This is a genomic window from Pseudonocardia kunmingensis (genome assembly GCF_006716445.1).
Classification (GTDB): Bacteria; Actinomycetota; Actinomycetes; order Mycobacteriales; family Pseudonocardiaceae; genus Pseudonocardia; species Pseudonocardia kunmingensis.
This window is the reverse complement of the sequence record NZ_VFPA01000001.1, coordinates 589,013-615,758: the sequence shown is the minus strand read 5'-3', so window position 1 is coordinate 615,758 and position 26,746 is coordinate 589,013. Positions and strand designations below refer to the sequence as shown.

Sequence of the window (26,746 nt, the reverse complement as noted above, 5' to 3'; positions counted from 1 at the left end):
TACGCGGAGCGGTCGCACACCAATTCCCGTGCTGCCACACCGACTGCAGTCGGTGTGCGAGCGCGGATGTCGGTGTGCGAGCAGGTGTCAGCCGTGCCGCCAGCCCGCCGTGATGAACGAGCGGAGCAGTTCGACGTTCGACGCCGGCGGGGGAGTGGTGGCGAGGTTGCCGATGCGGTCGTCGAAGGCGCTCTGGGTGAGGGCGCCGACGGCGAAGAGGTAGCTCCACTCGTAGAACCCCGCCGGTTTGCCGGGCAGGGCCCGGCGCAGCGCGGCGATGAACTCCCGGGCCATCGGGTCGAACAGTTCCCGGATGACCGGGCGCTGCATGCTGGAGGGGTCGGCGGCCTCGCGGAGCACGAGCCTGCGGTACGCGGTGCCCTGCTCGGCGAGCGCGATCACCGGATCCATGAAGGCGCTGACGATGCGATCGAGCGCGTCGGGTGCGTCCAGGTCCTCGATCGCCTCGAGCATCCGCAGCCGCTCCTCGTTGACGTGCTGCCGGCGGGCGAAGACGGCCGTGTAGAGCGCGAGCTTCGACTCGAAGTGGTAGCCGATCAGCGAGAGCTTGACGTCGGCCGCCGCGGCGATCTGCCGCAACGTCGTGCCGTGGTAGCCGGCCTCGGCGAACACGCGCTCGGCGGCGTCGAGGATGCGCTCGCGCCGCTCGAGGGGCGGATCGGTGACCGTGTCGTCGACGGTGCCGCCGGCAGGGGCCTGCATGTCGCCACCGTACTGGACGGGCGTGCAGTCGGCTCTTGACCACACTGACTGGACGTCCGTACAGTCCGCCGAGACCGTTTCGAAGGGGAGACGCGATGCGACGCACGCGGTGGGTGGTGCTGGGCGGGAGCTTCCTCGCCTACATGTTCGACGCAATGGAGATCATCCTGCTGTCGCTGGCGCTGCCCGCGATCCGCGAGGACCTGCAGCTCGGCGCGGCCGAGGCCGGCCTGCTCGCCACCGCGACGCTGCTCGGCATCGGGTTGTCCAGCCTGCTGGCCGGCTACGTGTCGGACAACTTCGGCCGGCGGACAGCGCTGATCGCCTCGCTCGTGACGTTCGGGGTGTTCACGGCGGCGCTCGCGGTCGTGCCGAGCTTCGAGCTGTTCCTGCTGCTCCGGTTCGTCGCCGGCTTCGGCCTCGGCGGGGTGTGGGGCGTGGTGTCGGCCTACGTCGTGGAGACGTGGCCGAGCGAGTCGCGCGGGCGGGCCGCGGCGTTCGTGCTGAGCAGCTTCCCGGTCGGCGGGGTCGTCGCCGCGGTGCTGTCGGGGGTGTTCCTGCCGGACTGGCGGACGATGTTCCTCGTGGCCGGTGCGGGGGTCGTGCTGCCGCTGCTGGTCGTGGTCGCGTTCTTCCCCGAGTCGAAGGCATGGGTGGATGCCAAGGCCGCGGACCCCGGTGGCCGGGTGTCGATCACCGAGATCTTCGCGCCGCAGGTGCGCCGCCGTACGATCATCGCCACGCTCGTGGCCGGCCTCGCCCTCACCGGCTGGTGGGGCGGCTCGACGTGGTTGCCGACCTACCTGGCCACCGAGCGCGGCATCCCGACGGCGACGGTGGCGGTGTTCATGACGGTGCTGAACCTCGGCATGTTCGTCGGCTACAACGTCTTCGGGCTGATCGCCGACCGGATCGGCCGCCGCTCCGCGATCATCCTCTCGCTGCTCGGCGTGGCCGTGACCCTCCCGCTCTACGCCCTGACCAGCAACCAGACGGCACTGCTGTGGTTCGGGCCGCTGTTCGCCTTCTTCGCCGCGTTCACCGGCCTGTTCGGCTCCTACATCGGCGAGCTGTTCCCCACCCGCATCCGCACGACCGGCGCCGGGTTCTGCTTCAACGTCGGCCGCGGCGTCTCGGCGTTCGCGCCGTTCGGGCTCGCCGCGCTGGCCACGGTCACCGGCCTGTCCGGCGGCCTGCTGGTGTGCGCGGCGTTCTTCGCCGCGGCGGGGCTGCTGACGTTCCTGCTGCCCCGCACCGACCGCCCCGCGGCGCGCGAGGTGCCCGCCGCCGTCCGCCCCGCCACGACCTGACCCGGCACGACCCTGAGAGGACCCGATGACGACCCTCGCCCCGCCCGAGCTCACCGAGCTCGCCGCCGGCGTCTTCGCCTACGTCCAGCCGGACGGCAGCTGGATGATCAACAACACCGGCGTGGTGGCCGGGGAGACGGGGCCGTTGCTGGTGGACATGACGTCCACCGAGGCGCGCAACCGGGCGTTGCTCGCGGCCGCCGCGGGCGTCTGCCCGGGGCCGCCACTGGCCCTGGTCAACACCCACCACCACGGCGACCACACCTTCGGCAACTGGCTCATGCCGGCGGGCACCCCGATCATCGGGCACGTGCACTGCCGGGAGGACGTGCTGGCCGCCGGGCTGGTCGCCGCCCGGGTGCTGGCCGGGCCCGACTACGGGCACCTGGAGGTCCGGCCGCCGGACCTCACCTTCACCGGGAGCATGACCCTGCACCTGGGGGACCGGCAGGTCGAGCTGATCCACGTCGGGCCCGCCCACACCCGCAGCGACGTGCTGGTGTGGCTGCCGCAGGACCGGGTGCTGTTCGCCGGCGACCTCGCCTTCGCGGGCGGCCAGCCGTTCCTCGCGGAGGGCAGCCTCGCCGGCTACCCGGGGGCGCTCACCCGGATCCGGGAGCTGCAGCCCGAGATCATGGTGCCCGGGCACGGGCCGGTGTGCCGGGGCGCGGAGATCCCCGCGCTGCTCGACGACCTCACCGACTACGCCGCGTTCGTCGACGCCGTGGCGCGCGAGCACCACCGGGCGGGCCGTCCGCCGCTGGAGGCCGCGCGGGCCGCGGCGGACAACCGGTTCGCCTCCTGGCAGGAGAGCGAGCGGCTCGTCGGCAACCTGCACCGGGCCTACAGCGAGCTCGACGGGAACCCGCGCGGCACCCGGATCCCGCTCGACTCGGTGTGGCCCGACATGGTCGCGTTCCACGGCGGTCCGATCGGGTGCTTCGCCTGATGCGCTGGGTCACCTACCGCGCCGCGGACGGCGCCGAGCGCGCCGGAGTGCTGCGCGAGGGCCGGGTGCACGGCCTCGACGGGTCCCTGCTCGCGCACCTGGAGTCGGACGGCGGGCTGGCGGCCGCCGGTGACCGGGCCCTCGCGGCGCCGGTGGAGGTCGTCGACCTCGCCGACGTGGCGCTGTGCGCGCCGGTGCCGCGGCCGCCGTCGGTGCGCGACTTCCTGTCCTTCGAGGAGCACCTGCGCAACGCCGTGCGCGCGCTCGGGCGCGAGGACGTCCCGCCGGTGTGGTTCGAGCAGCCGGTCTTCTACTTCACCAACCCCGCCGCGATCCGCGGCCCGGACGCGGAGATCCCGATCTCACCGGGCTGCGCGGCGTTCGACTACGAGGTGGAGGTGGCCGCCGTCGTCGGCCGCGCGGGCAGCGACCTCACCCCGGAGGAGGCCGAGTCGCACATCGCCGGCTACACCGTGTTCTGCGACTGGTCGGCCCGCGACGTCCAGGCCCGCGAGTCGACGATCGGGCTCGGCCCGGCCAAGGGCAAGGACGGCGCCACGTCGCTCGGCCCCGTCCTCGTGACGCCCGACGAGCTCCAGCCCCACCGCAGCGGGAAGGGCTACCGCCTCGCGATGCGCGCGGCGGTGAACGGCCGCGACCTCGGCGGCGGCAGCTGGGCCGACATCCACTGGTCGTTCGGCCAGATGCTCGCCTACGCCTCCCGGGGCACGCAGCTGCGCCCCGGCGACGTGATCGGCAGCGGCACCGTGGGCACCGGCTGCCTGCTGGAGCTCTCCGGCCTGCACGGTTCGCAGCGCTACCCGTGGCTGCGGCCGGGGGACGTCGTCACGGTGGAGGTGGAGCAGCTCGGCGCGGTGACGGGCCGGATCGTGCCCGGCCCGGACCCGGTGCCCCTCGGCTGAGCCGGCCGCCGGCCCCGACCGACCGCTCGCACACCGACATCTGCGCTCGCACACCGACTGCAGTCGGTGTGCGAGCGCTGGAGTCGGTGTGGGAGCGGGTTCACTCCGGCTCGCGGCGCTCGGCGAAGCTGCGCTCGCCGTGCACGGCCAGCTCGTCCAGCACGGCACGGGGGTCCCCGGCCTCGATGAGCTCGTACAGGTAGCGGTGGCGGGCCACGTGCTCCACGAGCGTCTCGTGGTAGCGCTCGCGGGTGTCGAGGTTGCGCGACATGCACAGCAGCATCTGCTGCTGCACCGAGCGGTAGATCTCCGAGAGCCGCCGGTGCCCGGCCAGCCCGACGATCGAGGCGTGGAACGCGTAGCCGTCCTCGACGAGCGACCCGCGGTCCTCCTCGCGCGCGTCGCGCTCCATCCGCTCGACCGCCTTGCGGCAGACGGCGAGCCGATCGCGGTCCTGCACGGGCACGCCCAGCTCGACGGCCATCCGCTCCAGGCCGGTCCGGAGGGTGAGGATCTCGAAGACGTCCTGGTCGGTGAGCGTGGCCACGGTGGAGCCGTAGCGCGGCCGGGTGACGACGAGCCCGTCGTTCTGCAGCAGCCGCAGCGCCTCGCGCAGGGGAGGGCGGCTGATGCCCAGGTGCTCGGTGAGCCGCTCCTCGATGAGCCGCTCGCCCGGCGCGAAGGCGCCGGAGAGGATCATCTTGCGGATCGACTCCGCGGCCAGCGACACCAGGCTGGGCGGGTCGATCCGCTCGCCGGGCCGGGTGCCCCTCGCCCCGGCGGCGTCGACGCTGGTCATGTCGCCCTCCCTGTTCCGACTGCCCTCAGCATCCCGCACCCGGCCGTGCCGCCCGGCGCCGAGCCGGTCGCCGCGCCGATGAGTTGTGCGCGCCCGCCGGGTCTGCCTCGATGGCGATTCCCGGGGCGACTCCCGACGCCCGGATCACGGAACGGAGCACTGCACATGACGACCTCCCCCACGACGACCTCCACGAACGGCTTCTGCGGGCCCGGCCTCGAGCGGCTGCACCGCGTGCTGGCCGGGCACGTCGAGGCGGGGCGGGTACCCGGCCTGGTCACGCTGGTGGACCGGCACGGCGAGACGCACGTGGACGCGATCGGGACGGCCGAGCTCGGCGGCACGGTCCCGGTGCGGGCCGACACGATCTTCCGGATCAGCTCGATGACCAAGCCGATCACCGCGGCCGCCGTGCTGATGCTCGTCGAGGAGTGCCTGCTGCGGCTGGACGAGCCGGTCGACCGGCTCCTGCCCGAGCTCGCGGACCGCCGCGTGCTGCGCTCCCCGGACGCGCCGCTGGACGACACGGTGCCCGCGGAGCGGCCGATCACCGTGCGCGACGCGCTCGACTTCCGCCTCGGGCTCGGGATGATCCTCACGGCGGAGGCGTTCGGCCACCCGTTCTTCGCCGCGGCCCAGGAGCTGGGCGTCTCCGGCTTCGGCCCGCCGCGCCCGGACCTCCCGCACACCCCGGACGAGTGGCTCGCGCGGGTGGCGACGCTGCCGTTGCTGGACCACCCGGGCCGGCGCTGGAGCTACAACATCGGGTCCTACGTCCAGAGCATCCTCGTCGAACGCGCCTCCGGGCGGCCCTTCGCCGAGTTCCTCCGGGAGCGGATCTTCGAGCCGCTCGGGATGCGCGACACCGGCTTCACCGTGCCTGCGGCGGACCTCGACCGGTTCACGGCCGCGTACGGCGTCGGCGAGGACGGCGCCCTGGCGCCCTACGACCCGCGCGAGGGCGGTGCCTGGTCGCGCGAGCCCGCCTTCCCCGAGGGCGCGGGCGGCCTGGTCTCGACGGCCGGTGACTACCTGGCGTTCGCGCGGATGCTGCGCGACGGGGGGACCTACGGCGGGCAACGCCTCCTGTCGCGCCGCGCGGTCGCGCTGATGACGTCGAACCGGCTCACCCCGCAGCAGTGCCAGGAGTCGTTCGGCGGCGTCGACGGCTGGGGCTTCGGCGTCGGCGTCGGCCTGCGCGGCGACGACCTGTGGCGCACGCCGGGACGCTACGGCTGGGACGGCGGGATGGGTACCTCGTGGTACACCGACCCCGCCGAGGGCCTGGTGGGGATCCTGCTGACCCAGCGCCTCGAGTTCCCGACCGCCAACCCCGTCTGGCTCGACTTCTGGACCTCGGTCTACGCCGCGCTGGAGGCGTGAGCGCACCGCCGACCGCGACATCGCGCCACCTCCGATCCTTGCGCCCGTCTTTTGACTGTTGTAGACAATAGCCGACTCGCAGCGGGGCGCAGGCCCGGCTGCCGGAGGACAACGCGAAAGGCGCCCGATGACGACCGCGCACGACCAGTCCGCTCCCACCGGCTCCGAGACGGCCGGCCCCGCGAAGGCCGACCCCGAGAACCTCGGGTCGCTCTACCAGCACCTCCGCGTGGCCGACGTGGCCGACGCCCTCGACGGCATCGGCTACTTCGACCTCACGCTGATGTCGCCGGAGATCCGCCCGCTGTGGGAGGGGATGCGGTTCTGGGGGCCCGCGGCCACGCTGCGCTGCGTGCCGGCCAACAAGCCGATGTGGAAGCTCGACACCACCGAGGAGATCGTCGGCGCGCACGGCATCTGGTTCGGGAAGTACGGCCACAAGCGCCTGCCCGACGGGCTCGAGCCGGGTCACGTCGTCGTCACCGACTCCGGCGGCGGTCGCGAGGTCGGGTTCTGGGGCTCCGAGAACACGATGGGCGCGATCGTCAAGGGCGCCAACGGCGTCATCACCGACGGGTACTGCCGCGACACCGACGAGGTGATCCGCCAGCGCACGCCGGTCTGCGTGCGCCACCGCGGCCGCACGATCATCCCCGGTCGCATCGAGGTGGTGGAGGTGCAGACGACGATCGCGTGCGGCGGGGTGCAGGTCCGCCCCGGCGACATCGTCGGCGCCGACGGCGACGGCTGCATCGTCGTGCCCGTCGAGGTCGCGCACGAGGTCGCGACGCACGCCCGCGCGATCCTGCTCGCCGACATGGCCGCCCGGCGCAAGCACTACGCCGCACTGGGCCTGCCCGCCGACAGCACCGTCGACATCGACGCCGTCGAGGCCTACTACGCCGGCGTCTGAGCCGGCCCGTCCCCAGGAGCAACGCATGGCAGCGCCGCTCACCTCCGTAGGCCTCGTCGGCCTCGGGAACCTCGGCCTCCCGCTCGCCACCGCGCTCGTGCGGGCGGGGTGGGACCTCGCCGTCCTCGACGCGCACCCCGAACGCGCCGAGCCGGTCGTCGCGCTCGGCGCGACCGCGGTGCCGGACGTGGCCGCACTCGCCGACCGCGACGTGCTGGTGCTCGCCGTTCCCGACGACGCCGCGGTCGAGGAGGTGCTGCAGGGCTACCTCGCCCTGGACCGCCCCGGCCGCGCCGTGGTCGTGCACAGCACCGTGCTGCCGCAGACCGCGACGCGGCTGGCCGAGGTGGCGGCCGCGCACGGGGTCGACCTGATCGACGCCCCCGTGAGCGGGGGTGCCGAGCGTGCCGAGAAGGGCACGTTGACCGTGATGGTGGGTGCCGAACCGGCCGTGCTGGAGCGGGTGCGCCCGCTGCTGGACGCCGTCGGCGACCCGGTCCTGCACGTCGGCCCGGTCGGCGCCGGGGCGGCGGCGAAGCTGGCGAACCAGCTGACGATGTTCGCGAACCTCGCGGGCGTGTACGAGGCGATCGACTTCGCCGCCGCGCACGGCGTCGCGACCGACGCGCTGCTCACGGCCCTGGAGACCAGCCTCGGGGACTCGTGGATCGCCCGGAACCTCGGGTTCTGGGACCGCACGGCCGCCGCGTACGACGAGAGCGGCACGCCGGTCGCCGCGCGCCCCTGGAGCAAGGACCTGGCCGAGGTGGTGCAGGCAGCGCGCGCCGCCGAGGTGCCGGTGCCGCTGGCCGGCTGGCTCGCGCAGACGCTCGCCGGTCGGGTCGAGGCCCACGCGCGGGAGGCGGCCCGATGACGGCCGGGACGGTGAGCCCGGTCGCCCCGACGGCGTCAGCGCCGCCGCCGTCGGGGAGCGGGCCGAGCCGGCGCACCCGCGAGGCGCTCGCGGCCTACGGCTTCCTCTCGCCGTGGATCGTCGGGATGCTGCTGCTGACCATCGGCCCGATGCTCTACTCGCTGTACCTGTCGTTCACCCGCTACAACCTCATGACCCCGGCGCAGTGGGTGGGTTTCGACAACTACGTGCGGATGTTCACCGCCGACCCGCGCTACCTCGCGTCCGTCGGCGTGACGCTGCGCTACGTCGCGATCTCGGTGCCGCTGCTGCTGGTGGTGTCGCTGCTCGTGGCGATGGTGCTGAACAAGGGCCTGGCGTTCCTGTCCGGCTACCGCGCCGCGTTCTACCTGCCGTCGCTGATCGCCTCGAGCGTGGCGATCGCGGTGCTGTGGCGGCAGGTGTTCGGCCAGGACGGCATCGTCAACGAGGCGCTCGCCCTCGTGGGCATCGAGGGCGGCAGCTGGATCGGCAACCCGGGCACCGCGCTGTACACGCTGGTGGTGCTGCACGTCTGGTCGTTCGGCTCCACGATGATCATCTTCCTCGCCGGGCTGCGGCAGGTGCCGAAGGAGCTCTACGAGGCGGCCGCGGTGGACGGGGCGGGCGCCGTGCGCCGGTTCCTGCACATCACGCTGCCGATGCTGACGCCGCTGATCTTCTTCAACCTGCTGCTGTCGACGGTCAACGCGTTCCAGGCGTTCACCCCGGCCTACGTGATCTCGAACGGCGAGGGCGGGCCGCTCGACTCGACCCTGTTCTACACGCTCTACCTCTACCAACGCGGCTTCGCGAACCTCGAGATGGGCTACGCGTCGGCGATGGCGTGGGCGCTCGTGGTCGTGCTGGCCCTGTTCACCGCGGGCCTGTTCGCCAGCGCCCGGTTCTGGGTGCATTACGGAGACGAACGATGACGGCCCTGGCTCCCCGCCCGCTGTTCGGGCGCCGCCGCTCGCGCAACCCGCTGGTGATCGCGCTCGCCCGGCACGCGCTGCTGCTGGCGATCCTGGTCGTCATCCTCTACCCGCTGCTGTGGATGGTGGGCGCGTCGTTCCGGCCGAGCAACGAGGCCTTCGGCACGCTCTCGGTCTGGCCCACGCACTTCACCACGGAGAACTACACCGAGGGCTGGAGCCTGGGGAACCTCAACTTCTCCCGGTTCTTCCTGAACTCGCTGGTGATCACGCTGCTCTGCGTGGTCGGCAACGTGGTGGCCTGCTCGATGGCCGCCTACGCGTTCGCGCGGCTGAGTTTCCCGCTCAAGAGGACGATGTTCGCGCTGATGCTCGGCACGATGCTGCTGCCCTACCACGTCACGCTGGTGCCGCAGTACGTCCTGTTCAACGAGCTGGCCTGGATCAACACGATCCTGCCGCTGGTGGTGCCGAAGTTCCTCGCCACCGACGCGTTCTTCATCTTCCTGATGGTGCAGTTCATCCGGACCCTGCCCCAGGAGCTCGACGACGCCGCGCGCCTGGACGGCTGCGGGCACGTCGGGATCTTCCGGCGGGTGGTGCTGCCCCTGGCGATCCCGGCGCTGGGCACCACCGCGCTGTTCACGTTCATCAACACGTGGAACGACTTCCTCGGTCCGCTGCTCTACCTCGTCCGGCCCGAGACGTGGACCGTCGCCCAGGGCCTCAACGGGTTCCTGGACGCCACCGGCGAGTCCGCCTACGGGCCGCTCTTCGCCATGGCAACGCTCTCGCTCGCCCCGATCGTCGGGTTCTTCCTCGCCGCCCAGCGGCTGCTCATCGAGGGCATCGCCACCAGCGGGCTGAAGTAGTAGAAGGGAACAACGGTGTTCATCAAGAAGGCACTCGCGGCCGGCTCGGTCGCGCTCGCCCTGGTGGCGACGGGCTGCGCGGGCGGCACGTCCATCGGCGACAACCCCAACGAGGGCGCCGACGGCACCGGTGAGGTCGCCGGGAACATCCGCGTCGCCTGGTGGGGCTCCGGCCCGCGCAACGAGGTGACCAACGCGGTGATCGACCTGTTCACTTCGGCGCACCCGGGCACGACGGTGGAGGGGGAGTCGGCCGACTTCCAGGCCTACATCGAGCGGCTCAACGTGCAGGCCTCCAGCGGCAACCTGCCGTGCGCCACCCAGCTGCAGGGCCGCCAGCTGAACGACTACACGACCAAGAACGTGCTGCTCGACCTGCAGCCGATGGTCGACGCCGGGACGATCGACGTCTCGCAGATCCCGCCGGAGGTGCTCGACACCGGCCGCGGGCTCGACGGCAAGCTCTACATGATCCCCTACGGCGCCGCCTACGACGCGATGACGGTGAACCGCACGCTCGCCGAGCAGGCCGGGGTGGGCCTGCCGCCCGACGGCTACGACTGGGAGGCGTTCGCCGAGTGGGCCGGGCGGGCCCAGCCGGGTCTGCCCGAGGGCGTCCCCGCGGTGAACCTCGGCGGCGGGCTGCCCAACAACTTCATCGCCTACGTCGCCGGGCGTGGCGAGTCGCTGTTCGCCGACCGGCAGCTCGGCTTCTCCGAGGACCTGCTCGTCGAGTACTGGGACATGTGGGAGCGCATCCGCACCGCCGGTCTCACCCCCACCCCTGAGGTCAACGCCGAGGAGCCCGACCAGACCGAGCAGCGCTTCGTCGCGCAGGGCAAGGTGCTCGCCGACAACCTGCCTGGCAACGCTCTCACCCCGGCGCAGAAGACGCTCGACGGCACGCAGCCCGGCCAGCAGCTGGTGACGCTGCCGCTGCCGTCGGGGCCGGCCGGCTCCGGGAACGTGCTGTTCACCTCGGGCTTCGCCATCCCGACCACCTGCGACAACATCCCGGCCGCCGCGGCGTTCGTCGACTTCTTCGTCAACGACGACGCGGGCGCGAAGGCGTTCCTCTCGGCCAACGGCGCGGTGACCAACAGCCGGCACCTGCAGCAGCAGCTCGACGACCCGGCGCTGCCCGCGCTGAAGCGGGCGGAGCTCGACCTGTACCAGCGGATCGTGGCGCAGGAGCCGGTGAGCGTCGTCTACCCGCCGGGGTACCAGGCGAGCTTCGAGAACGCGTTCGTCCGGGCGTACGAGAGCATCGTCTTCGCCGGCACGCCCCCGCGCGAGGCGGCGCAGGCGTTCATCACCGAGGTCAACACGGTCCTGGCGACCACCTAGAGCCCCGAAAACGAGCGGAGGGAACAACGCATGGCGACCCCTGAGGGCGCACTCGCGGGCATGACGGTCCTCGACCTCACCCAGGTCATGGCCGGCCCGTTCTGCACGATGATCCTCGCGGACCTCGGGGCCGACGTCGTCAAGGTCGAGAACCCGGAGTCGGGGGACCAGACGCGCGCGTCGTTCGGCCAGGCCGGGACGGGCGCGGACAGCAAGGCGTTCCTCGCGCTCAACCGCAACAAGCGCAGCGTCACCCTCGACCTGAAGTCCGACGAGGGCCGCGCCACCTTCCACGAGCTGGTGCGCTCGGCCGACGTCGTCGTCGAGAACTGGCGCCCCGGCGTCGCGGCCAAGCTCGGCGTCGACCACGCGACGCTGGCCCCGCTCAACCCCGGGCTGATCTACGCGAGCGTGTCCGGGTTCGGGCAGACCGGCCCCTACGCCGACCGGCCCGGCTACGACCTGATCGCGCAGGCCATGGCCGGCGTCATGAGCGTCACGGGCGAGCCGGGGGACCGGCCGGTGAAGGCCGGCATCCCCATCGGTGACCTGGGAGCGGGCCTGTTCACGGCCGTGGGGATCCTCGCCGCGTGGGCGTCGAGGCAGCGCACCGGCGAGGGGCAGTACGTGGAGACGTCGCTGTTCGAGGCGGCGCTGGCGCTGTCGGTGTGGGAGTCGACGGAGTTCTGGGCCACCGGGGAGGCGCCGCAGGCGCTCGGGTCGGCCCACCGGATGTCGGCGCCCTACCAGGCGCTGGCCACGCGCGACGGGTTCGTGACGGTCGGGGCGAACAACGAGCGGCTCTGGCAGCGCCTCTGCCGGGCCCTCGAGGTGGAGCACCTGGCCGACGACCCGCGGTTCGCGACCAACACCGACCGGATGGAGCACCGCGCGGAGCTGGTGGTGGAGCTGGAGCGCCGCCTCACCGAGGAGGACACCGGCACCTGGGTGGAGCGGCTGCTCGCCGCGGGCGTGCCCGCCGGCCCGATCCAGGACTACCGGCAGGTGCTCGAGGACGACCCGCACGTCAAGGCGCGCGGCATGGTGGCGACCGTCGAGCACCCGGTGGAGGGTCTGGTTCCGGTGCTCGGGTCGCCGTTGCACCTGTCGCGCACACCTGCCTCCGTGCGGCTCCCGCCGCCCTTGTTGGGGGAGCACAACGGTGAAGTGCTGGCCTCCGCGGGAGCTGTCGTGAGCGGCGACGAGTGCCCCGGCACGCCCCTCCACCCACGACCGCAGGGCGAGGTGCGCAGCAGGCGCGACGGCCCGGTCCTGCACATCGAGCTGGCCAACCCGGCCCGTCGCAACGCGCTGACCTGGGAGATGTACGACGAGATGCAGAAGCTCTGCGTCGCGGCGCGCGCCGACCCGGACCTGCGCGTCGTGGTGCTGCGCGGGGCGGGCGAGGCGTTCGCCGCCGGCACCGACATCGCCCAGTTCACCGAGTTCTCCTCAGCCGCCGACGGCCTCGACTACGAACGTCGGGTCGGCGCCGTGCTGGCGGACCTGCTCGCCGTGCCGGTGCCCGTGCTCGGCGTGGTCGACGGCCCCGCCGTCGGCGGCGGGCTGGCCATCGCCGCGTGCTGCGACGTGCTGGTGGCCACCGACCGCGCGGTGTTCGGCGCGCCCATCGCGCGCACGCTGGGCAACTGCCTGGCGCCTGCCGTGGTGGCCCGGCTGCAGCAGCGCCTCGGTGCCGGCCGGACCACGGCCATGCTGCTCACCTCCCGCACGATCGACGCCGCCGAGGCGGCCGCCGCGGGGTTCGTGCACGCCGTCGTGCCGCCCGGGGAGCTCGACGAGGCCGCCGCGGAGCTGACCCGCAGGATCGCGACCGGCGCGCCCCGCACCCTCGCCGGGCTCAAGGAGATCGACCGTCGGCTCGCCGCGGCCGGGCCGGGGGACGTGGACGCCGACGACGTCCTCGCCGACTGCTACGGCAGCGCCGACTTCCAGGAGGGCGTCGCCGCGTTCGTCGCGCGCCGGCGTCCGGAGTGGACGGGCCGGTGAGCGCGGACATGCGGATCGACACCCACCACCACTTCTGGCGCACGGCGGCGCAGGAGCAGCCGTGGCGCGGCAATGCGCACGCCGAGCTGGCCGCCGACTTCGAGCCCGCCGACCTCACCCCGCTGCTGGAGGCGTCCGGGGTGGCGTCCACCGTGCTCGTCGAGTCGGTCGACTCCGCGGAGGAGAACGACCGGCTGGCCGCCTACGCCGCCGCCTGCCCTCAGGTCGCCGGCGTCGTCGGGTGGCTGCCGCTCGCCGACCCCGACGCCGCCCGCGCCGAGCTCGCCCGCGCCGACCGGACCCGCTGGTGCGGCGTCCGCTGCCTGGTGGCCCGCGAGCCGCTGGACTGGCTCGCCCCCGACCTCATGGCCGAGCTCGCCGCGCTGGACCTTGCCTGGGACGTCGTCCCGGTCATCGACGCGCAGGTCGAGGCCGTCGTCGCACTCGCGCACCAGGTGCCCGACCTGCGGATCGTCGTCGATCACCTGGCGCGGCCACCCCTGGACGGGGGCAGCGTCGACGCCTGGTCGGACCGGCTCCTGGCCCTCGCGGAGTGCCCGAACGTGGCGCTCAAGGCCTCGGTGGGGATCGACGTGCTCTCGTCGTGGGAGCGGTGGGAGCCGGGCGCGCTGGCCCCGGTCGTGGCCGAGGCGGTGACGGCGTTCGGCCCCGACCGCGTCATGCTGGCCAGCAACTGGCCGGTCGTGACGCTGCGCGCCGACTACGCCACGGCCCTGCGCGACCTCGACGCCGCGGTGGTGGCGGCGGGCGTCGACGCGGCCGGGCTGGCGGAGGTCCGCGCGGGCACCGCGCTGCGCTGGTACCACCTGCCCCGCGGGTGACCCCGCGACCGTTCCCGGCCGACGCACCCCGCGTCCGCCGGCGCTACCGGTCGACCGGGCGCGTCGGCGGAGACGGGGTGCGTCGGCGCAGGATCAGGCCGAGCCCGGTGAGCGCCGCGACCGCGGCGGCGGCGATCGTCGTGGCGGCAACGCCGGCGAGCGCGGCCGCCGTGCCCGCCGCGAGCGGTGCGACGGCGAGCCCGGCGGTGTAGGCCAGGTTGTAGAGCGCGTACGCGGCGCCGTACGCCGGCGGGCGGGTGTGCTCGGCGAGGCCGCCGATCAGCACGAGCGTGGGTGCCAGCACCAGCTGGGCGCCCACCCCGACGGTCACGACGCCGGCGATCGACGGTCCGGGGGCCGGCAGCCCGCACAGGGCGAACCCGACGGCCGCGAGGAGCGTGCCGACCGCGGCGACCCGGGTGGCCCCGAACCGGTCGGTGAGCGCCCCCGCCAGGGGCGCGGCGAGCCCGCCGAGCAGCGCGGCGGCGCCGAACACCAGGCCGATCGCCGTGATGCCCAGCCCGAGGTCCGACAGGTGCAGCGGGAGCACCGGCTCGGCGAACGCGATCGCCGCGGCACCGAGCGCGGTGAGCCCGATGAGCAGCCCGGCCCGGGGCCCGCGCGCCACCACGCGCAGCGGCGTGGCCGCGGGCGTACCGCCGACGGGGGCGATCCAGAGCAGCCGGGCCACCGCGTCGGCCGCGGCCAGCGCCGCGACCAGCAGGAACGGGGCGCGCGGGCCGAACGCCGCGGCGAGCGGCCCGGAGACGGCGGGCCCGAGCAGCACTCCGACCCCGACGGCGGAGAGCGCGAGGCCCATCACGGTGCCGCGCCGGTGCGGCGGGTGCGTGGCGGCGATCAGCGCGAGCCCCGCGGACCAGGTCGCGGCGGCGGCGACGCCCTGGGCGGCCCGTGCGAGCAGCAGCACGGTGAGCCCGAGCGGACCGGGGGTCTCGACGGCGGCGGCGAACAGCGCGGTGGCGGCGGCCAGCGCGAGCAGGCCCGCGAGCAGGGGAGCGCGCGGTCCGCTGCGGTCGACCCAGCGCCCGACCAGCGGTATCGCGACCAGCATCGCCACCGCGTAGACCGCGAACAGCGCTCCCGCCGCGCCGGGTGAACCGGCCACCGCGGGGAGCACGGGCAGCAGCGGGACGAGGCTGCCGTAGAGGAACATGTCGACGGCGAGCGCGAGGCTGACGACCGCGACGGCGACGCGCGGGCGCGTGGGGACGGGGCTCACGCGGGAGTGCCTCCGGGTACGGCCAGGGGGACGAGGTCGGCGACGAGCCCGCCGCGGGTGCCTGCCGGGTCATCGGGCCTCCGGCGCACGCCGCTGTTCATACAGGCGCGGGCGTGTGAACGGCAACGGGGTCGACGCGCGGATCTCCCCGGCATGACGCACAGTGGACCGCGTGACCGCCCCGGAACAGGTCGTCCTCCTCGACGACGACGGCCGCGCCATCGGCGTCGCCGACAAGGCCACGGTGCACGGCTCGACCACGCCCCTGCACCTCGCGTTCTCCTGCTACGGCTTCGACCGGGAGGGCCGGCTGCTGGTGACGCGCCGCGCGCTGCACAAGCCGACCTTCCCCGGCGTCCGCACCAACACCTGCTGCGGGCACCCCGGCCCCGGTGAGGCGGTGGAGGACGCCGTGCGCAGGCGGCTGGACCACGAGCTCGGCCTGCAGGCCGAGGACCTGCGGCTCGTGCTGCCCGACTTCGCCTACCGCGCCTCCGCGGGCGGCGTGGAGGAGAACGAGCGCTGCCCCGTCTACGTCTGCACGCTCGTGGGGGAGCCGCGGGCGCGGCCCGACGAGGTCGAGTCGGTGGAGTGGTGGGGCTGGGAGGCGTTCCTCGCCGCGGCCGACGCGGGGGCGCTGTCCCCGTGGGCCCGGCTGCAGGCCCCGTTGCTGGAGGCGCGGCGCGAGGACTGGGCCCCCGTGCCCGCCTGAGCACGGGGGGTGGCAGGCTGGGCACCGCGATGAAGGAGATCACGATCTTCAGCGGCTCGGCCCACCGGGAGCTCGCCGCCGCGATCTGCCACCACCTCGAGGTGCCGCTGGCGCCGTCGCGGGTCACGCGGTTCTCCAACGACTGCCTCGAGGTGCAGCTGCAGGCCAACTGCCGCGAGCGCGACGTGTTCGTGGTGCAGCCGCTGGTGCCGCCCGTGCAGGAGCACCTCGTCGAGCTGCTGCTGATGCTGGACGCCGCCCGCGGTGCCTCGGCCGCGCGGATCAGCGTGGTGATGCCGCACTTCGCCTACGCACGCTCGGACAAGAAGGACGCCCCGCGGATCTCCATCGGAGCCCGGCTGGTGGCCGACCTGATGAAGACCGCGGGTGCCGACCGGGTGCTCACGATGACGCTGCACTCCCCGCAGGTGCACGGCTTCTTCGGGATGCCGGTCGACCACCTGCACGCGCTGCACGAGCTGGCGAAGCACTTCCGGGCCGGGGACCTGTCCCGCTCGGTCGTGGTGTCACCCGACCTGGGCAACGCCAAGGAGGCCTCGCGCTTCGCGCGGCTGCTCGGCACCCCGGTCGCGGCCGCCGCGAAGGAGCGGCTCTCCGACGACAAGGTCGTGATCAGCTCGATCATCGGCGACGTCCGCGGCAAGGACGTGGTGGTGCTCGACGACGAGATCGCGCGCGGGAGCACCATCGTCGAGCTGCTCGACCGGCTCGTCGAGCACGACGTGGCGTCGGTGCGGGTGGCCTGCACGCACGGGCTGTTCAGCGACGGCGCGCTGGAGCGGATCGGGCGGCGCGACGACGTCACCGAGATCGTCTGCACCAACACGGTGCCGATCCCGGACGCCGACCGGGCGCCCAAGCTCACCGTCCTGTCGATCGCGCCGGCCCTCGCCGAGGCCGTGCGCCGGATCCACAACGGCGAGTCCGTCAGCGTGCTGTTCGACGAGCACTAGGACTCGTCAGGTCCCGGGCGCAGCGCGACCAGCGGGACGCCGCGCTCCGGGTCGGCGCCGAGCCGCTCGTACGCTCCCGGGGCGCTCACGTCGTGCCCGATCGTGCGCATGAGCGCGGCCGCGGTGCGCGGGTGGGACCGGGCGTAGGCGGCGAGCCTGCGACCCGACTCGGCAGGGGGCAGCACCTCCGCGCGGCCCGTGCGGCGGCGCCACCCGACCTGGAAGCGCACCCGCGGCTCGGCGCGGACGTTGCGGAACCACTGCGCGCGGGCGCCGTACCCGGACGCCACGACGTAGTCCTCGCCCTCCCTGCCGACGACCTCCAGGACGACCCGGCGCTCGCGCCCCGTCGTCCGCCCGACATGGTGGAGCAGGACGAACCGGGGGCCGAGCAGGCCGCCGAGCCCCAGCCGGAACAGCAGGACCGGCGCGCGGTGCACGGCGCGCTGCAGGCGGGTGCGGGGTGGGCGGGCGAAGAACATCACGGTGCCTCCGGTGTCACGGTGCGTCCTCGGGCAGCAGGTGGCCCAGCAGCAGCTTGACCAGCAGGACGGGGATGACCCAGGCCAGGAACGCGGGCAGCGGCACGGCCACGAGGGCGACCACGCTGCCGACCGCGGTGACCGCGAAGGCGAGCGGGCGACGCAGCCGCGGGCCGGCCAGGACCACGGCGACGGCACCGCCGACGGCCAGGCCCCAGCCGAGCGCGCCCGCCGCCCAGCCGAAGCCGGGCACCAGCAGGGCGAGCAGGAACGGCTGCACGTGCGCCGCCACGAATGCGAGCCGGTGCGCGCCGGAGCGGCCGGGGCCGTGGAAGCGCCGCTTCGCCGCGGGTGTCGCGTTCACGACGGCGCCGCCGACCAGGTCGAACGCGACGGCGGCGAGCACGGCCACCGACCACCACGGCAGGCCCGCCCCGTGCGCGGCGGCCGCGGCGAGCGCCGCCCCCGCGGCGCCGGCGAGGTAGCAGAGCCCGCTCTCGGCGGCTCCTGCGGCGGGGGCGACGAGGACCGCGTTGACGCGCGCGAGCGCCGTCACGGCCGCGCCCGCAGCCCGTCGAGGCAGACCGCGACGACGACCGCGTCCATGCCGGCGATCGGCAGCCCGGGATCGACCACCCACTGCAGCAGGAACCCCTCGACCGCGCCGACGACGACCGCCGCGTGCGCGGGGGAGACGTCGTCGCGCACCTCGCCGCGGCCGGCCGCCTCGGCCAGCAGCGCGCCGATCGCCTCCCGGTACTCCGCGTAGAGCGCGGCCATGTCCAGTGGCACGTCCACGTCGCCGCGGCGTCCGAGCGACCAGAGGTCCAGCAGCACGCGGGCGAGGTGGGGGTCCGCGGTGGCGGCGGCGAGGACCCCGCGGACGAGCTCGGCGAGCCGCTCCAGCGGCGGCTCCGCGCCGGAACGGGCGCGGGCGAGCACCTCCCGGGACGCCCCGGCGAGCGCCTCCATGGCCGCGTCGAGCAGGGCGTCGCGGCTGTCGAAGTAGAGGTAGACGCTGCCCTTGCCGACGCCCGCGGCGGCGGCCACGTCCTCGATCCGGGTGGCCGCGAAACCCTTGCTCGCGAACACCCGTACGGCGGCGGCCAGGATCTCCTCCCGGCGCGCGGCCCGGTCGACCCGCCTCGGGCTCATCCGGCACTCCTTCATGGCTGACTGGTCAGTCATGTTAGTGCGGACCCCCGAGCGGGGAAAGGGCGGGCATGGTCAGCAGGGTGCTCGCGGTGGCGGTCGACTGCCGGGACGCCGAGCGCTGCGCCACCTTCTGGTGCGCGGCGCTCGGCACCGAGGTCGAGGGGCGGTGGAAGGACGCGCACGGCGTCGAGTACGTGCAGATCGGTACCGGGGACGGCGGTCCGCTGCTGCTGTTCCAACCGGTGCCGGAGGCCCGGTCGGGCAAGAACCGGTTGCACCTGGACCTCGCGCCGGCGACGGGGACGCATGAGGCCGAGGTCGAGCGGCTCGTCGGGCTGGGGGCGACCCGGCTGTCCGACGAGCCCGAGCACCCGTGGGTGGTGCTGGCCGACCCGGAGGGCAACGAGTTCTGCGTGCTGCCCCCGCGCGAGTAGCCGCGCTCAGCCGGACTCGGAGCCGATCGTCACCGGCAGATCCATGCGCTGGCCGTCGCGCGATACCGCCACGGTGGTCTGCTGGCCCGGATCGGTGTCGCGCAGAGCGCCGAGCAGGTCCTCGATGCTGCCGACCTCCTGGTCGCCGAGCGCCACGATCACGTCACCGGCCTGCACGCCCGCGGCCGCGGCCGGCCCGCCCGGCGGCACGCGGGTCACCAGCGCTCCCGACTCCACGCCCAGGTCGTAGGCCTGGATGATCTCGGGCGTGAGCCGCGCGACGTTCACCCCGAGCACGGAGTGGGTGGCCGTGCCGTCGGCGAGCAGCTGGTCGGCGATGTCGACGGCCGTGGCGGCGGGGATCGCGAAACCGAGCGAGACGGCGCCCGCGGCGGGCGGGATGTAGGCCTCGTTGATCCCGATCACGCGGCCGCTGGCGTCGAGCAGGGCGCCGCCGGAGTTGCCCGGCGAGATCGCGGCGTCGACCTGGATGAGGTCGACGAGCGCGGAGGACTGCGTGGCGGATCCGGGGATCTGCCGGTTCAGGGCGGAGACGATCCCCGAGGTCACCGTCCCCTCGAAGCCGAGCGGGCTCCCGATCGCCAGCACCGGGTCGCCGGGGCGGGGCAGCTCCGTGCGGTACTCCGGCACCGGCAGGCCGCCCCGCGCGGTGCGGATGACGGCGAGGTCGGTGACCTCGTCGGTGGCCAGGACGGTGCCGTCGGAGGAGGTGCCGTCGGCGTAGTCGATCGTGACCCTGGTGGCGCCGGCCACGACGTGCTGGTTGGTCAGGACGACGTCGGGCTGGTAGACGACCCCGCTGCCCACGCCCTCCCCGGTGCCGACGGTCACGACGCTCGGCGCCAGGCGCGCGACGACGTCGGCCGCGGACGGCGTCCCGCCCGGTGGCGCGTCGGCCGTCGCGGGCGGCGCCTCGGTCGCCGGCGGCCGTTCCGGTGCCGCTGTCGTGCATCCCCCGAGGAGGGCCCCGGCGAGCACGAGGCCCGCTGCCGTCAGTCCGGTCCGCATACCGCTCCTTCTACCCGAGCAGGGCCGAGCACGAACGTGGCGACGACCCCCGCACGGGTGACGAGCCCGACCTGCTTCTGCAGCTGGACGACGCGCTGGTCGTCGAGGCCAAGGTGCTGGCCGCGCACACGGGTCGGACCTTGAGCCAGCTCATCGAGGATGCACTGAGGCAGACGCTCGTACCCCGGCAGCGGGGCGACCGTGTCGAGGTCCGCCTGCCGACCAGCCCGGGCGCGCCGATCGCCGACGTGTCGCTCGACGACAACGTGGCGCTGGATCACCGCCGACCGAGGGTTCGCGCGGTATCCACGATTGCGGTGGCGGCATCCACTGGACCCGGACCGGTAGCGCCTGCAGAGCCACCTCCCTGTCGTCCGGCGTCCTGGAGGTGGCTCTGCCGACATCGGAGGTCTGCTCGCTCAGCTCGCCGGCTGCACCTCGGGGATGCCGTTCGCCGGTGGCGTCGCCCGCTCGCCCGTCGCCTCCGTGATCGGGGCCTCGCCGTTGTCGGTGACCAGCACCGGGGTGAGGCTCTCCGTCGTGCCCCCGGTGATCCGGGTGACCTCGACGCCCGCGATGCCCGCGTGCCGCTCGGCGGAGTAGCGGAACGGTGCCGCCCACGGCCCCTCGAACGTGGCGCCCGCGTTCTCGATCGCCGCGACGATGCCCTCGCGGGTCGGGTCCGGCCCGGCGGCCTGCAGGGCCTGCACGAAGGTGTAGGCCTCGGCCATGCCGTAGATCCGGAAGTTGGTCAGCTCACCCTCGCCCCCGTGGGCGTCCCAGACGCGCGCGAACAGCTGCGTCCAGGGGTTGTCGGGCTGGTCCACCCCCGGCAGGTACTCGGTGGTGATCACGCCCTCCAGCAGCCCCGCGTCGGTCACCGCCCCCTCGGAGAACCGCGCGAGGAGCGAGCCGACGAGCGCCGGGTCCGAGCCGATGTTGGAGTAGATCCACTGCGGCTGGTAGTTCAGGCGCAGCGACTGCAGCTGCGACAGCGCCGTGTAGGACGGCACGTTGAACCCGATCACGAGATCGGCACCCGCGGCCTGGAGCGCGGCGATCTGCGGGGCGACGTCGGTGTTGCCGGGCGTGTACCGCTCGGCGGCCACGATCTGGTTCTCCAGGTACCTGCGGGCGCCGATCTCGGCGTCCCGGCCCAGGTCGTCGTCCTGCAGGAACAGGCCCACCCGCGCCTGCGGGAAGTTCTGTGCCACGTACTGCCCGATGATCTTCGCCTCGACCTCGTAGTCGGGCTGCCAGCCGAACGTCATCGGGTTCTGCTCGGGCTGGTCCCACAGCAGCGAGCCGGAGGAGACGAACAGGTCGGGCACGCCCTCGCTGTTGAGGTAGTCGAGCACGGCGGAGTGCGTGGGCGTGCCGAGCCCGCCCATGATCGCGAAGACCTGGTCCTGCAGCACCAGCTCGTTGACGACCTGGCTGGTCTGGGTGGGGTTGTAGGCGTCGTCGCGGAAGACGTACTCGATCTGGCGCCCGTTCACCCCGCCCGCGGCGTTGACGAAGTCGAAGTAGGCCTTCGTGCCCGTCGGGATCTCGCTGTAGCCCGGCGCGGCCACACCGGTGAGCGGGAAGTGGGCGCCGACCTTCACGGTCGTCTCGGTGACGCCGACCTCGGCGGCGCCGTCCCCACCCGCGCCGCCGCCCTCGTCCGGGCGGCCGCCCGCCCCGCACGCGGTGAGCAGCAGCGCCGCCGCCAGTGCGGCGCACAGACCCCTTGCCTTCATCCCGTCCTCCTCCGGCGAGCCCAGACCTTCTTCAGCACGCCCACGGCCCCCGACGGCGCGAGCAGCATCACGAGCACCAGCACCACCCCGTAGACGAACGGGGCGAGCTGCGCGGCCTGCGTGCCGTCGAGCCCGGCGCCGATGCCGAGGTTGGTGACGGCGGGTGGCAGGAACACCAGCAGCGCGCTGCCGAGCAGGGCGCCGACCAGGCTCCCGAGCCCGCCGACGACGACGGCCGTGAGCAGCCCGAGCGAGAGCACGATCGTGAACCCGCTGGGTGCCGCCAGCCGCACGACGACGCCGAGCACCGCGCCCGCGAGCCCCGCGCATGCCGCGCTGACCACGAACGCGAGCACCCGGACCTGCCCCAGCCGGATACCGGCGAGCTCGGCGGCCACCTCGTCGTCGCGCACGGCGCGCCAGACCCGACCGATGCGCCCCGCCATGAGGTTGGCCAGCAGCAGCAGGACGAGCAGCAGCGTGCCCCAGCCCAGGTAGGCCAGGTACTTCGCGCTCGGCGTCTCGTGGGCGAACAGGAAGTAGATCCCGGCGTCGAACCAGCCGGGCACCTCGGGCGAGGAGATCCGCAGCCCCTGCTCGCCGCCGAGGGTGTGGTCGAAGTAGATCGCGAGCCCCGGCACCGCGACGGCGAGCGCGAGCGTGGCGCCGGCGAGGTAGGGCCCGTGCAACCGGGCGGCCGCGGCCCCGACCACGGCGCCGACCAGCGCCGTCACCGCCGCGGCGATCAGCATTATCAGCGGGAGCGGCAGCGCGCCCTCGCCCTCGGAGCCGAGCAGCAGCCCGGTCGTGTACGCCCCGACGGCCATCAGCGCCCCGTGCCCGAGCGAGATCTGCCCGTTCAGCCCGGTGAGGACGGTCAGCCCGGCCGCGGCGATGGCGTAGTAGGACATCGTGGCGAACTGCGAGTTGCGGAACGGGCTGGTCAGCTCCAGCACGAGCACCACGGCGACGAGCGCGACCACGATCACCAGCGCGTGCCGCGCGAACGTCGAGCGCGGCCGCCAGCGGCGCAGCTCCGCCAGCCGGCGACGGGCCGGTGCCGCGGTGGCGGGCCGGTCGGTCTGCTGCACCATCACACCCTCCGCGCCGCGGTACGGGCGAACAGCCCTTGCGGCCGCACCAGCAGCACCGCCACGAGGATCGCCAGCGCCGCGAGCGCGACGAGCTCGCTGCCCAGGTAGCCGCTGACGTAGGACAGCAGCAGCCCGATCGTCAGGCCGCCGACGACGGCGCCGCCCGGCGAGTCGAGCCCGCCGAGGACGGCGGCGACGAACCCGTAGACGATCACCGCGTCCATGTAGGCCGGGAAGACCAGGCTCCCGCCCGCGATGAGCAGCCCGGACAGCGACCCGACCACCGCCGCGAGCGCCCAGCCCAGCGTCAGCATCCGGCCCACGCGCACGCCGAGCAGGCGCGAGACCTCCTGGCTGAACGCGGCGGCCCGCATCTTCAGGCCGAGGTCGGTGAACCGGAACAGCGCCACGAGCGCGAGCATCACGACGACGACCGCGACGATCACGAAGATGCTGTTGGCGGTGAAGGCGATGTTGACCCCGCCGACGGTGAAGCCGCGCAGGTCGAACGGGGCCGGGAAGGACCGGAAGGTCGAGCCGAACAGGATCGCCGCGAGCGCCTGCAGCGCCACGAACAGCCCGAGCGTGACGATCACGGCGTTGAGCTCCGGCCCGCCCTCGACGGGACGGATGACCAGCCGCTCGACGACCGCACCCAGCACGAGCCCGGCCAGCAGCGCCACGACGAGGCCCGCCCAGTAGGACTGGCCGCCCTCGATGACGGTGAGGGCGAGGTAGGTCGTGAACATGCCCATCGCGCCCTGTGCGAAGTTGACGATGCGCGTGGAGCGCCAGATCAGCACGAGCGCGAGCGCGAAGGCGGCGTAGACCGCGCCCTGGCCGAGGCCGGTCAGCGTGACGTTGAGGAACTGCTGCATCGCGCTCCCTCTTGCTCAGAATCCGAGATAGGCGTGGCGGAGGGCGTCGTCGGCGGCGAGGGTGGCGGCCCGGTCGCGGGCCACGACCCGGCCCAGGTTCAGCACGATCCCGTCGTCGGCGATGGCCAGCGCGCTGCGGGCGTTCTGCTCCACCAGCAGCACCGTGGTGCCCTCGGCGTCGACGAGCCCGCGCAGCAGCGCGAAGATCTGCCCGACGATCCGCGGCGCCAGGCCGAGCGAGGGCTCGTCCAGCAGGAGGACCGACGGCCCGGACAGCAGCGCCCGCCCGATCACCAGCATCTGCCGCTCCCCGCCCGACAGGACGTGCGCGTCGCGGCGGCGGCGCTCCGCCAGCGGGGGGAACATCTCGTAGACCTGCGCGAGCCCGCGCTCGGTCTTGCGCCGGGACGCCCCGAGCATCGCCCCGAGCCGCAGGTTCTCCTCCACGGTCAGCTCGGTGATCACCCCGCGCCCCTCGGGGACGTGGGAGATCCCGGCGCGGGCGATGTCCTCGGCGGGCGCCTTCGTCAGGTCGGCCCCGTCGAGCAGCACCTGCCCCGCCTGCGGCCGCACGAGCCCGGAGATCGTCCGCAGCAGCGTGGTCTTGCCGGCCCCGTTGGCGCCGAGCACGGCGGTGACCCGCCCCGGCTCGGCCGCGATGTCGACCTCGTCCAGCGCGGTGACGGGCCCGTAGGCGGTTCGGAGCCCTCGCACTTCGAGGAGCCCGGCGCTCACGAGGTCCTCCCCCTGCAATCCCGAGCCCTCATCCCTGCGCCTCCTCGCCCAGGTACGCGTCGATGACCGCCGGGTCGTCGCGGACCTCATCCGGGGTGCCGTCGGCCACCACCCGGCCGAAGTCGAGCACGGTGATCCGGTCGCAGACGCTCATCACCAGGTCCATGTGGTGCTCCACCAGCACCACCGACATGCGCGCGGTCAGCGAGCGGATCAGCTCGCCCAGCTCGGCCATCTCGTCGGCGCCCAGGCCGCTCGCGGGCTCGTCGAGCAGCAGGAGGTCGGGCTCGCAGGCCAGGGCGCGGGCCAGCGCCACGCGCTTCTGCACCGGGTAGGGCAGGCTGCCGGGCAGCCGGTCGGCGTAGCCGTCGACGCCCAGCTGCGCCAGCGCGACCATGGCGCGCTCGCGCAGGGCGCGCTCGTCGCGGTCGGCGCGGGGCAGGGCGAACAGGGTGGACGCGAAGCCGGCCCGGCGGTGCCGGTCGGCGCCCACCATGACGTTCTCCACCACGGTGAGCCCGCGGAACAGGCCGACGCCCTGCAGCGTGCGGGCGATGCCCATGCCGGCGAGCCGGTGCGGGCGCAGGTCGTCGACGGGCTCGCCGTGGCGCAGCACCTGGCCGGTGTCGGGCCGCACGAACCCGCAGCAGACGTTGAACAGCGTGGTCTTGCCCGCGCCGTTGGGCCCGATGACGCCGTGGACGGTGCCCGCGGCGACGCCGAGCGAGACGTCGTCGAGCGCGACGAGCCCACCGAACCGGACGCCGACGCCGGCCACCGCGAACACGGTCTGCTGCGCTGCAGGTGCGGGTGGGCTCACGGCGTGCGTCTCCCGGGGTTCGGGGGCGGCGGTGACCCCGGCGGCCGGGGTGACGCACACTTTGGGCGCAGCGCCCATCCGGCACCATGGGCGCAGCGCCCAGTATCGACGCCGTTCGACTGGGCAGAGCGCCCGCAGGGCTGGACGCCGCTGTGCGCGCTGCTGCACAGTGCCCGGATGGTGCCCAGCGGGCGTGGCGACACCGCAGCGGGGGCCGACGCGGGCCGCGCCGAGGAGGGACGCCCGGGCCGGCGGCTGCCGCCCGCCGCGGACGAGGCGCTGCGCATCCTCGGCGCCGCACTGCTGGAGGACCTCGACGGCCTCGCCGACCGGCTCACCGTGCTGGTGCTGCAGCGCGAGCCGTCCTACGCCGAGCGCGAGATGGTGGAGGAGCTGCGCGCCGCGTGCCGACGCAACATGCAGCGGGGCGCCCAGGTGGTCGCCGACCGCGTGCCCGACGGCGTCGACCCGGAGGACACCTCGCGCGAGACCGGCCGGCGCCGCGCCCGGGAAGGGGTGCCGCTGGAGGTCGTGCTGCGCGCCTACCGGCTGGGCGGGCGCGTGATGTGGGAGGCGCTGCTGTCGGCGTCGCGCCTCCGCTTCGCCGGCCGCTACGACGAGGCGCTGCTGGACGCGGCGAGCTTCGTCTGGCGGGTGAACGACAGCAGCTCGTCGGCGCTGGTGCAGGCCTACCGGCTCGAGGAGCTGCGGATGCAGAGCCACGACCTGGGCCGTCGCCACGCCGTGCTCGACGGGCTCATCGAGGGCCGCGGCGGGGACCCGGCGTTCCTGCGCGACGCCGCGAGCGTGCTCGGCCTGCCGGAGGCGGGTGCGGTGCTGTGCGTCGTCGCGCCGGTGGACCCCTCGGGCACGGACCCGCTGCGCGCGCCGCTGGAGGCGCTCGCCCCGCACGGCGTCGGCTCGGCCTGGTTCGTCCGGCCCCGCGACGAGGTCGGCATCGTCGCGCTGGGCCACCGGCCCCCGCAGGTCGTGCTGGACGCGCTGCGCCCGTGCGCGGTCGGGCGGGTGGGCGTCTCGCCCGTCGTCGACGGGCTGGGTGCCCTCGACACCGGCTACCGGCTGGCGCACACCGCGGCCCGCACGCTCGCCGGGCCCGGGCTCGCCGTGCTGGACGAGCGGCTGCCCGAGGCGCTGCTCGCCGACAGCCCCGAGCTGGCCCCGCGCCTCGTGCGGGGTGCCCTCGGTGGCCTGCTGGAACTGCCGCCCGCCGACCGCGACACGCTGCTGGAGACGCTGGAGCAGCTGCTCGCCCACGGCGGCTCGCCCACGCACGCGGCCGCCGCCCTGTTCTGCCACCGCAACACCGTCATCTACCGCATGCGGCGCATCGAGGCCGTCACCGGCCGCTCGGTCGCCGACCCCCGAGACCGCCTGCTGCTCACCCTGGGAGTGATGGCCGCCCGCAGTGAGCGGCAGGGCGCGTAGGGCCCCGCTCGAGATCGTTCGCATCCGCACACCACGGCGGCCGGTGCCGCCGCGACGTGCTTCTCGGGGCGATCAGTCACCGGTGATCCCTCCGACGAGCGCACCAT

General features: G+C 74.1%; 28 protein-coding genes. 15 read left to right on the top strand and 13 right to left on the bottom strand.

What is annotated here, in order from left to right; all coding sequences use genetic code 11:
• Positions 1 to 87 precede the first annotated feature (87 nt).
• Positions 88 to 723, bottom strand: coding sequence for a TetR/AcrR family transcriptional regulator (locus FB558_RS02880; protein WP_142047828.1), 636 nt, complete (start codon positions 721 to 723; stop codon positions 88 to 90).
• Positions 724 to 818: 95 nt separating this feature from the next.
• Between FB558_RS02880 and FB558_RS02875 the strand changes: the two genes are divergently transcribed.
• Genes FB558_RS02875 through FB558_RS02865 form a run of 3 tightly spaced genes read left to right on the top strand, consistent with a single transcriptional unit; the run spans position 819 to position 3,905 of the window.
• The gene (locus FB558_RS02875) at positions 819 to 2,033 is read left to right on the top strand and encodes an MFS transporter (protein WP_142047826.1); all 1,215 of its coding nucleotides are present in this window, start codon (positions 819 to 821) and stop codon (positions 2,031 to 2,033) included.
• A 25-nt stretch (positions 2,034 to 2,058) separates the two neighbouring features.
• A complete protein-coding gene (locus tag FB558_RS02870) occupies positions 2,059 to 2,982 on the top strand; it encodes an MBL fold metallo-hydrolase (RefSeq protein WP_142047824.1) in 924 nt (307 codons plus the stop codon).
• Positions 2,982 to 3,905 carry a fumarylacetoacetate hydrolase family protein gene (locus tag FB558_RS02865; RefSeq protein ID WP_142047823.1) on the top strand — a complete coding sequence of 308 codons (924 nt, stop codon included), beginning with the start codon at positions 2,982 to 2,984 and terminating at the stop codon, positions 3,903 to 3,905. Before FB558_RS02870 ends, FB558_RS02865 begins: the two co-directional genes overlap by 1 nt.
• A gap of 100 nt (positions 3,906 to 4,005) precedes the next feature.
• Here FB558_RS02865 and FB558_RS02860 read toward each other — a convergent pair whose 3' ends face one another.
• A complete protein-coding gene (locus tag FB558_RS02860; RefSeq protein ID WP_142047821.1) occupies positions 4,006 to 4,704 on the bottom strand; it encodes a GntR family transcriptional regulator in 699 nt (232 codons plus the stop codon).
• A 165-nt stretch (positions 4,705 to 4,869) separates the two neighbouring features.
• On the opposite strand from FB558_RS02860, the gene FB558_RS02855 reads away from it, so the two are divergent.
• The 8 genes from FB558_RS02855 to FB558_RS02820 all read left to right on the top strand — a co-directional run bounded on the left by FB558_RS02855 (position 4,870) and on the right by FB558_RS02820 (position 13,898).
• Complete coding sequence (locus tag FB558_RS02855; RefSeq protein ID WP_142047818.1) at positions 4,870 to 6,087, top strand: serine hydrolase domain-containing protein; 1,218 nt, start codon at positions 4,870 to 4,872, stop codon at positions 6,085 to 6,087.
• 127 nt (positions 6,088 to 6,214) lie between these two features.
• The gene (locus FB558_RS02850; protein WP_142047816.1) at positions 6,215 to 7,000 is read left to right on the top strand and encodes an RraA family protein; all 786 of its coding nucleotides are present in this window, start codon (positions 6,215 to 6,217) and stop codon (positions 6,998 to 7,000) included.
• A 25-nt stretch (positions 7,001 to 7,025) separates the two neighbouring features.
• The gene (locus tag FB558_RS02845; RefSeq protein WP_142047814.1) at positions 7,026 to 7,874 is read left to right on the top strand and encodes an NAD(P)-dependent oxidoreductase; all 849 of its coding nucleotides are present in this window, start codon (positions 7,026 to 7,028) and stop codon (positions 7,872 to 7,874) included.
• Positions 7,871 to 8,827: a carbohydrate ABC transporter permease gene (locus FB558_RS02840; protein WP_142047812.1), complete on the top strand. Its 957-nt coding sequence runs from the start codon at positions 7,871 to 7,873 to the stop codon at positions 8,825 to 8,827. Before FB558_RS02845 ends, FB558_RS02840 begins: the two co-directional genes overlap by 4 nt.
• Positions 8,824 to 9,699 carry a carbohydrate ABC transporter permease gene (locus tag FB558_RS02835; RefSeq protein WP_142047810.1) on the top strand — a complete coding sequence of 292 codons (876 nt, stop codon included), beginning with the start codon at positions 8,824 to 8,826 and terminating at the stop codon, positions 9,697 to 9,699. Before FB558_RS02840 ends, FB558_RS02835 begins: the two co-directional genes overlap by 4 nt.
• A gap of 15 nt (positions 9,700 to 9,714) precedes the next feature.
• On the top strand, positions 9,715 to 11,046 hold the full coding sequence (locus tag FB558_RS02830) for an ABC transporter substrate-binding protein (RefSeq protein ID WP_142047808.1): 1,332 nt from the start codon (positions 9,715 to 9,717) through the stop codon (positions 11,044 to 11,046).
• Between the two features lie 30 nt (positions 11,047 to 11,076).
• Entirely contained in the window at positions 11,077 to 13,056 is a 1,980-nt protein-coding gene (locus FB558_RS43780) for an enoyl-CoA hydratase (protein ID WP_142047806.1), read from the top strand.
• Complete coding sequence (locus tag FB558_RS02820; RefSeq protein WP_142047804.1) at positions 13,053 to 13,898, top strand: amidohydrolase family protein; 846 nt, start codon at positions 13,053 to 13,055, stop codon at positions 13,896 to 13,898. The genes FB558_RS43780 and FB558_RS02820 overlap by 4 nt, the downstream gene beginning before the upstream one ends.
• A gap of 43 nt (positions 13,899 to 13,941) precedes the next feature.
• Here the strand turns inward: FB558_RS02820 and FB558_RS02815 are convergent, their stop codons facing one another.
• Positions 13,942 to 15,138, bottom strand: coding sequence for an MFS transporter (locus FB558_RS02815; protein WP_142047802.1), 1,197 nt, complete (start codon positions 15,136 to 15,138; stop codon positions 13,942 to 13,944).
• Between the two features lie 172 nt (positions 15,139 to 15,310).
• Between FB558_RS02815 and idi the strand changes: the two genes are divergently transcribed.
• Together idi and FB558_RS02805 are read left to right on the top strand one after the other, a co-directional pair.
• On the top strand, positions 15,311 to 15,850 hold the full coding sequence (gene idi / locus FB558_RS02810) for an isopentenyl-diphosphate Delta-isomerase (RefSeq protein WP_211366038.1): 540 nt from the start codon (positions 15,311 to 15,313) through the stop codon (positions 15,848 to 15,850).
• Positions 15,851 to 15,879: 29 nt separating this feature from the next.
• Positions 15,880 to 16,824 carry a ribose-phosphate diphosphokinase gene (locus FB558_RS02805; protein ID WP_142047798.1) on the top strand — a complete coding sequence of 315 codons (945 nt, stop codon included), beginning with the start codon at positions 15,880 to 15,882 and terminating at the stop codon, positions 16,822 to 16,824.
• Here the strand turns inward: FB558_RS02805 and FB558_RS02800 are convergent.
• From FB558_RS02800 to FB558_RS02790, 3 genes are read right to left on the bottom strand one after another with little or no spacing between them, the layout of a single operon-like run.
• Positions 16,821 to 17,306 (bottom strand): nitroreductase family deazaflavin-dependent oxidoreductase, encoded by a 486-nt coding sequence (locus FB558_RS02800; RefSeq protein WP_142053615.1) that lies wholly within the window; start codon positions 17,304 to 17,306, stop codon positions 16,821 to 16,823. The two genes, FB558_RS02805 and FB558_RS02800, sit on opposite strands and share 4 nt — an antisense overlap.
• A 16-nt stretch (positions 17,307 to 17,322) precedes the next feature.
• On the bottom strand, positions 17,323 to 17,862 hold the full coding sequence (locus FB558_RS02795; protein WP_211366036.1) for a hypothetical protein: 540 nt from the start codon (positions 17,860 to 17,862) through the stop codon (positions 17,323 to 17,325).
• On the bottom strand, positions 17,859 to 18,461 hold the full coding sequence (locus FB558_RS02790) for a TetR/AcrR family transcriptional regulator (RefSeq protein ID WP_142047796.1): 603 nt from the start codon (positions 18,459 to 18,461) through the stop codon (positions 17,859 to 17,861). Before FB558_RS02790 ends, FB558_RS02795 begins: the two co-directional genes overlap by 4 nt.
• 68 nt (positions 18,462 to 18,529) lie before the next feature.
• Between FB558_RS02790 and FB558_RS02785 the strand changes: the two genes are divergently transcribed.
• Positions 18,530 to 18,895, top strand: coding sequence for a VOC family protein (locus FB558_RS02785; RefSeq protein WP_142047794.1), 366 nt, complete (start codon positions 18,530 to 18,532; stop codon positions 18,893 to 18,895).
• A gap of 6 nt (positions 18,896 to 18,901) precedes the next feature.
• Here the strand turns inward: FB558_RS02785 and FB558_RS02780 are convergent, their stop codons facing one another.
• From FB558_RS02780 to FB558_RS02750, 7 genes are all read right to left on the bottom strand, one after another.
• Entirely contained in the window at positions 18,902 to 19,924 is a 1,023-nt protein-coding gene (locus tag FB558_RS02780) for a S1C family serine protease (RefSeq protein ID WP_142047792.1), read from the bottom strand.
• Positions 19,909 to 20,205 (bottom strand): hypothetical protein, encoded by a 297-nt coding sequence (locus FB558_RS02775; RefSeq protein WP_142047790.1) that lies wholly within the window; start codon positions 20,203 to 20,205, stop codon positions 19,909 to 19,911. Before FB558_RS02775 ends, FB558_RS02780 begins: the two co-directional genes overlap by 16 nt.
• A 138-nt stretch (positions 20,206 to 20,343) precedes the next feature.
• Positions 20,344 to 21,666: an ABC transporter substrate-binding protein gene (locus FB558_RS02770; protein ID WP_142047788.1), complete on the bottom strand. Its 1,323-nt coding sequence runs from the start codon at positions 21,664 to 21,666 to the stop codon at positions 20,344 to 20,346.
• Entirely contained in the window at positions 21,663 to 22,760 is a 1,098-nt protein-coding gene (locus tag FB558_RS02765; protein ID WP_142047786.1) for a branched-chain amino acid ABC transporter permease, read from the bottom strand. The genes FB558_RS02770 and FB558_RS02765 overlap by 4 nt, the downstream gene beginning before the upstream one ends.
• Entirely contained in the window at positions 22,760 to 23,638 is an 879-nt protein-coding gene (locus FB558_RS02760; protein WP_142047784.1) for a branched-chain amino acid ABC transporter permease, read from the bottom strand. Before FB558_RS02760 ends, FB558_RS02765 begins: the two co-directional genes overlap by 1 nt.
• 15 nt (positions 23,639 to 23,653) lie before the next feature.
• Positions 23,654 to 24,373 carry an ABC transporter ATP-binding protein gene (locus FB558_RS02755; RefSeq protein ID WP_246106224.1) on the bottom strand — a complete coding sequence of 240 codons (720 nt, stop codon included), beginning with the start codon at positions 24,371 to 24,373 and terminating at the stop codon, positions 23,654 to 23,656.
• Positions 24,374 to 24,401: 28 nt separating this feature from the next.
• Positions 24,402 to 25,271, bottom strand: a complete 870-nt coding sequence (locus FB558_RS02750; protein ID WP_142047780.1) for an ABC transporter ATP-binding protein — start codon at positions 25,269 to 25,271, stop codon at positions 24,402 to 24,404.
• A 99-nt stretch (positions 25,272 to 25,370) separates the two neighbouring features.
• Between FB558_RS02750 and FB558_RS02745 the strand changes: the two genes are divergently transcribed.
• Positions 25,371 to 26,639 carry a PucR family transcriptional regulator gene (locus tag FB558_RS02745; protein WP_142047778.1) on the top strand — a complete coding sequence of 423 codons (1,269 nt, stop codon included), beginning with the start codon at positions 25,371 to 25,373 and terminating at the stop codon, positions 26,637 to 26,639.
• Positions 26,640 to 26,746: the final 107 nt, after the last annotated feature.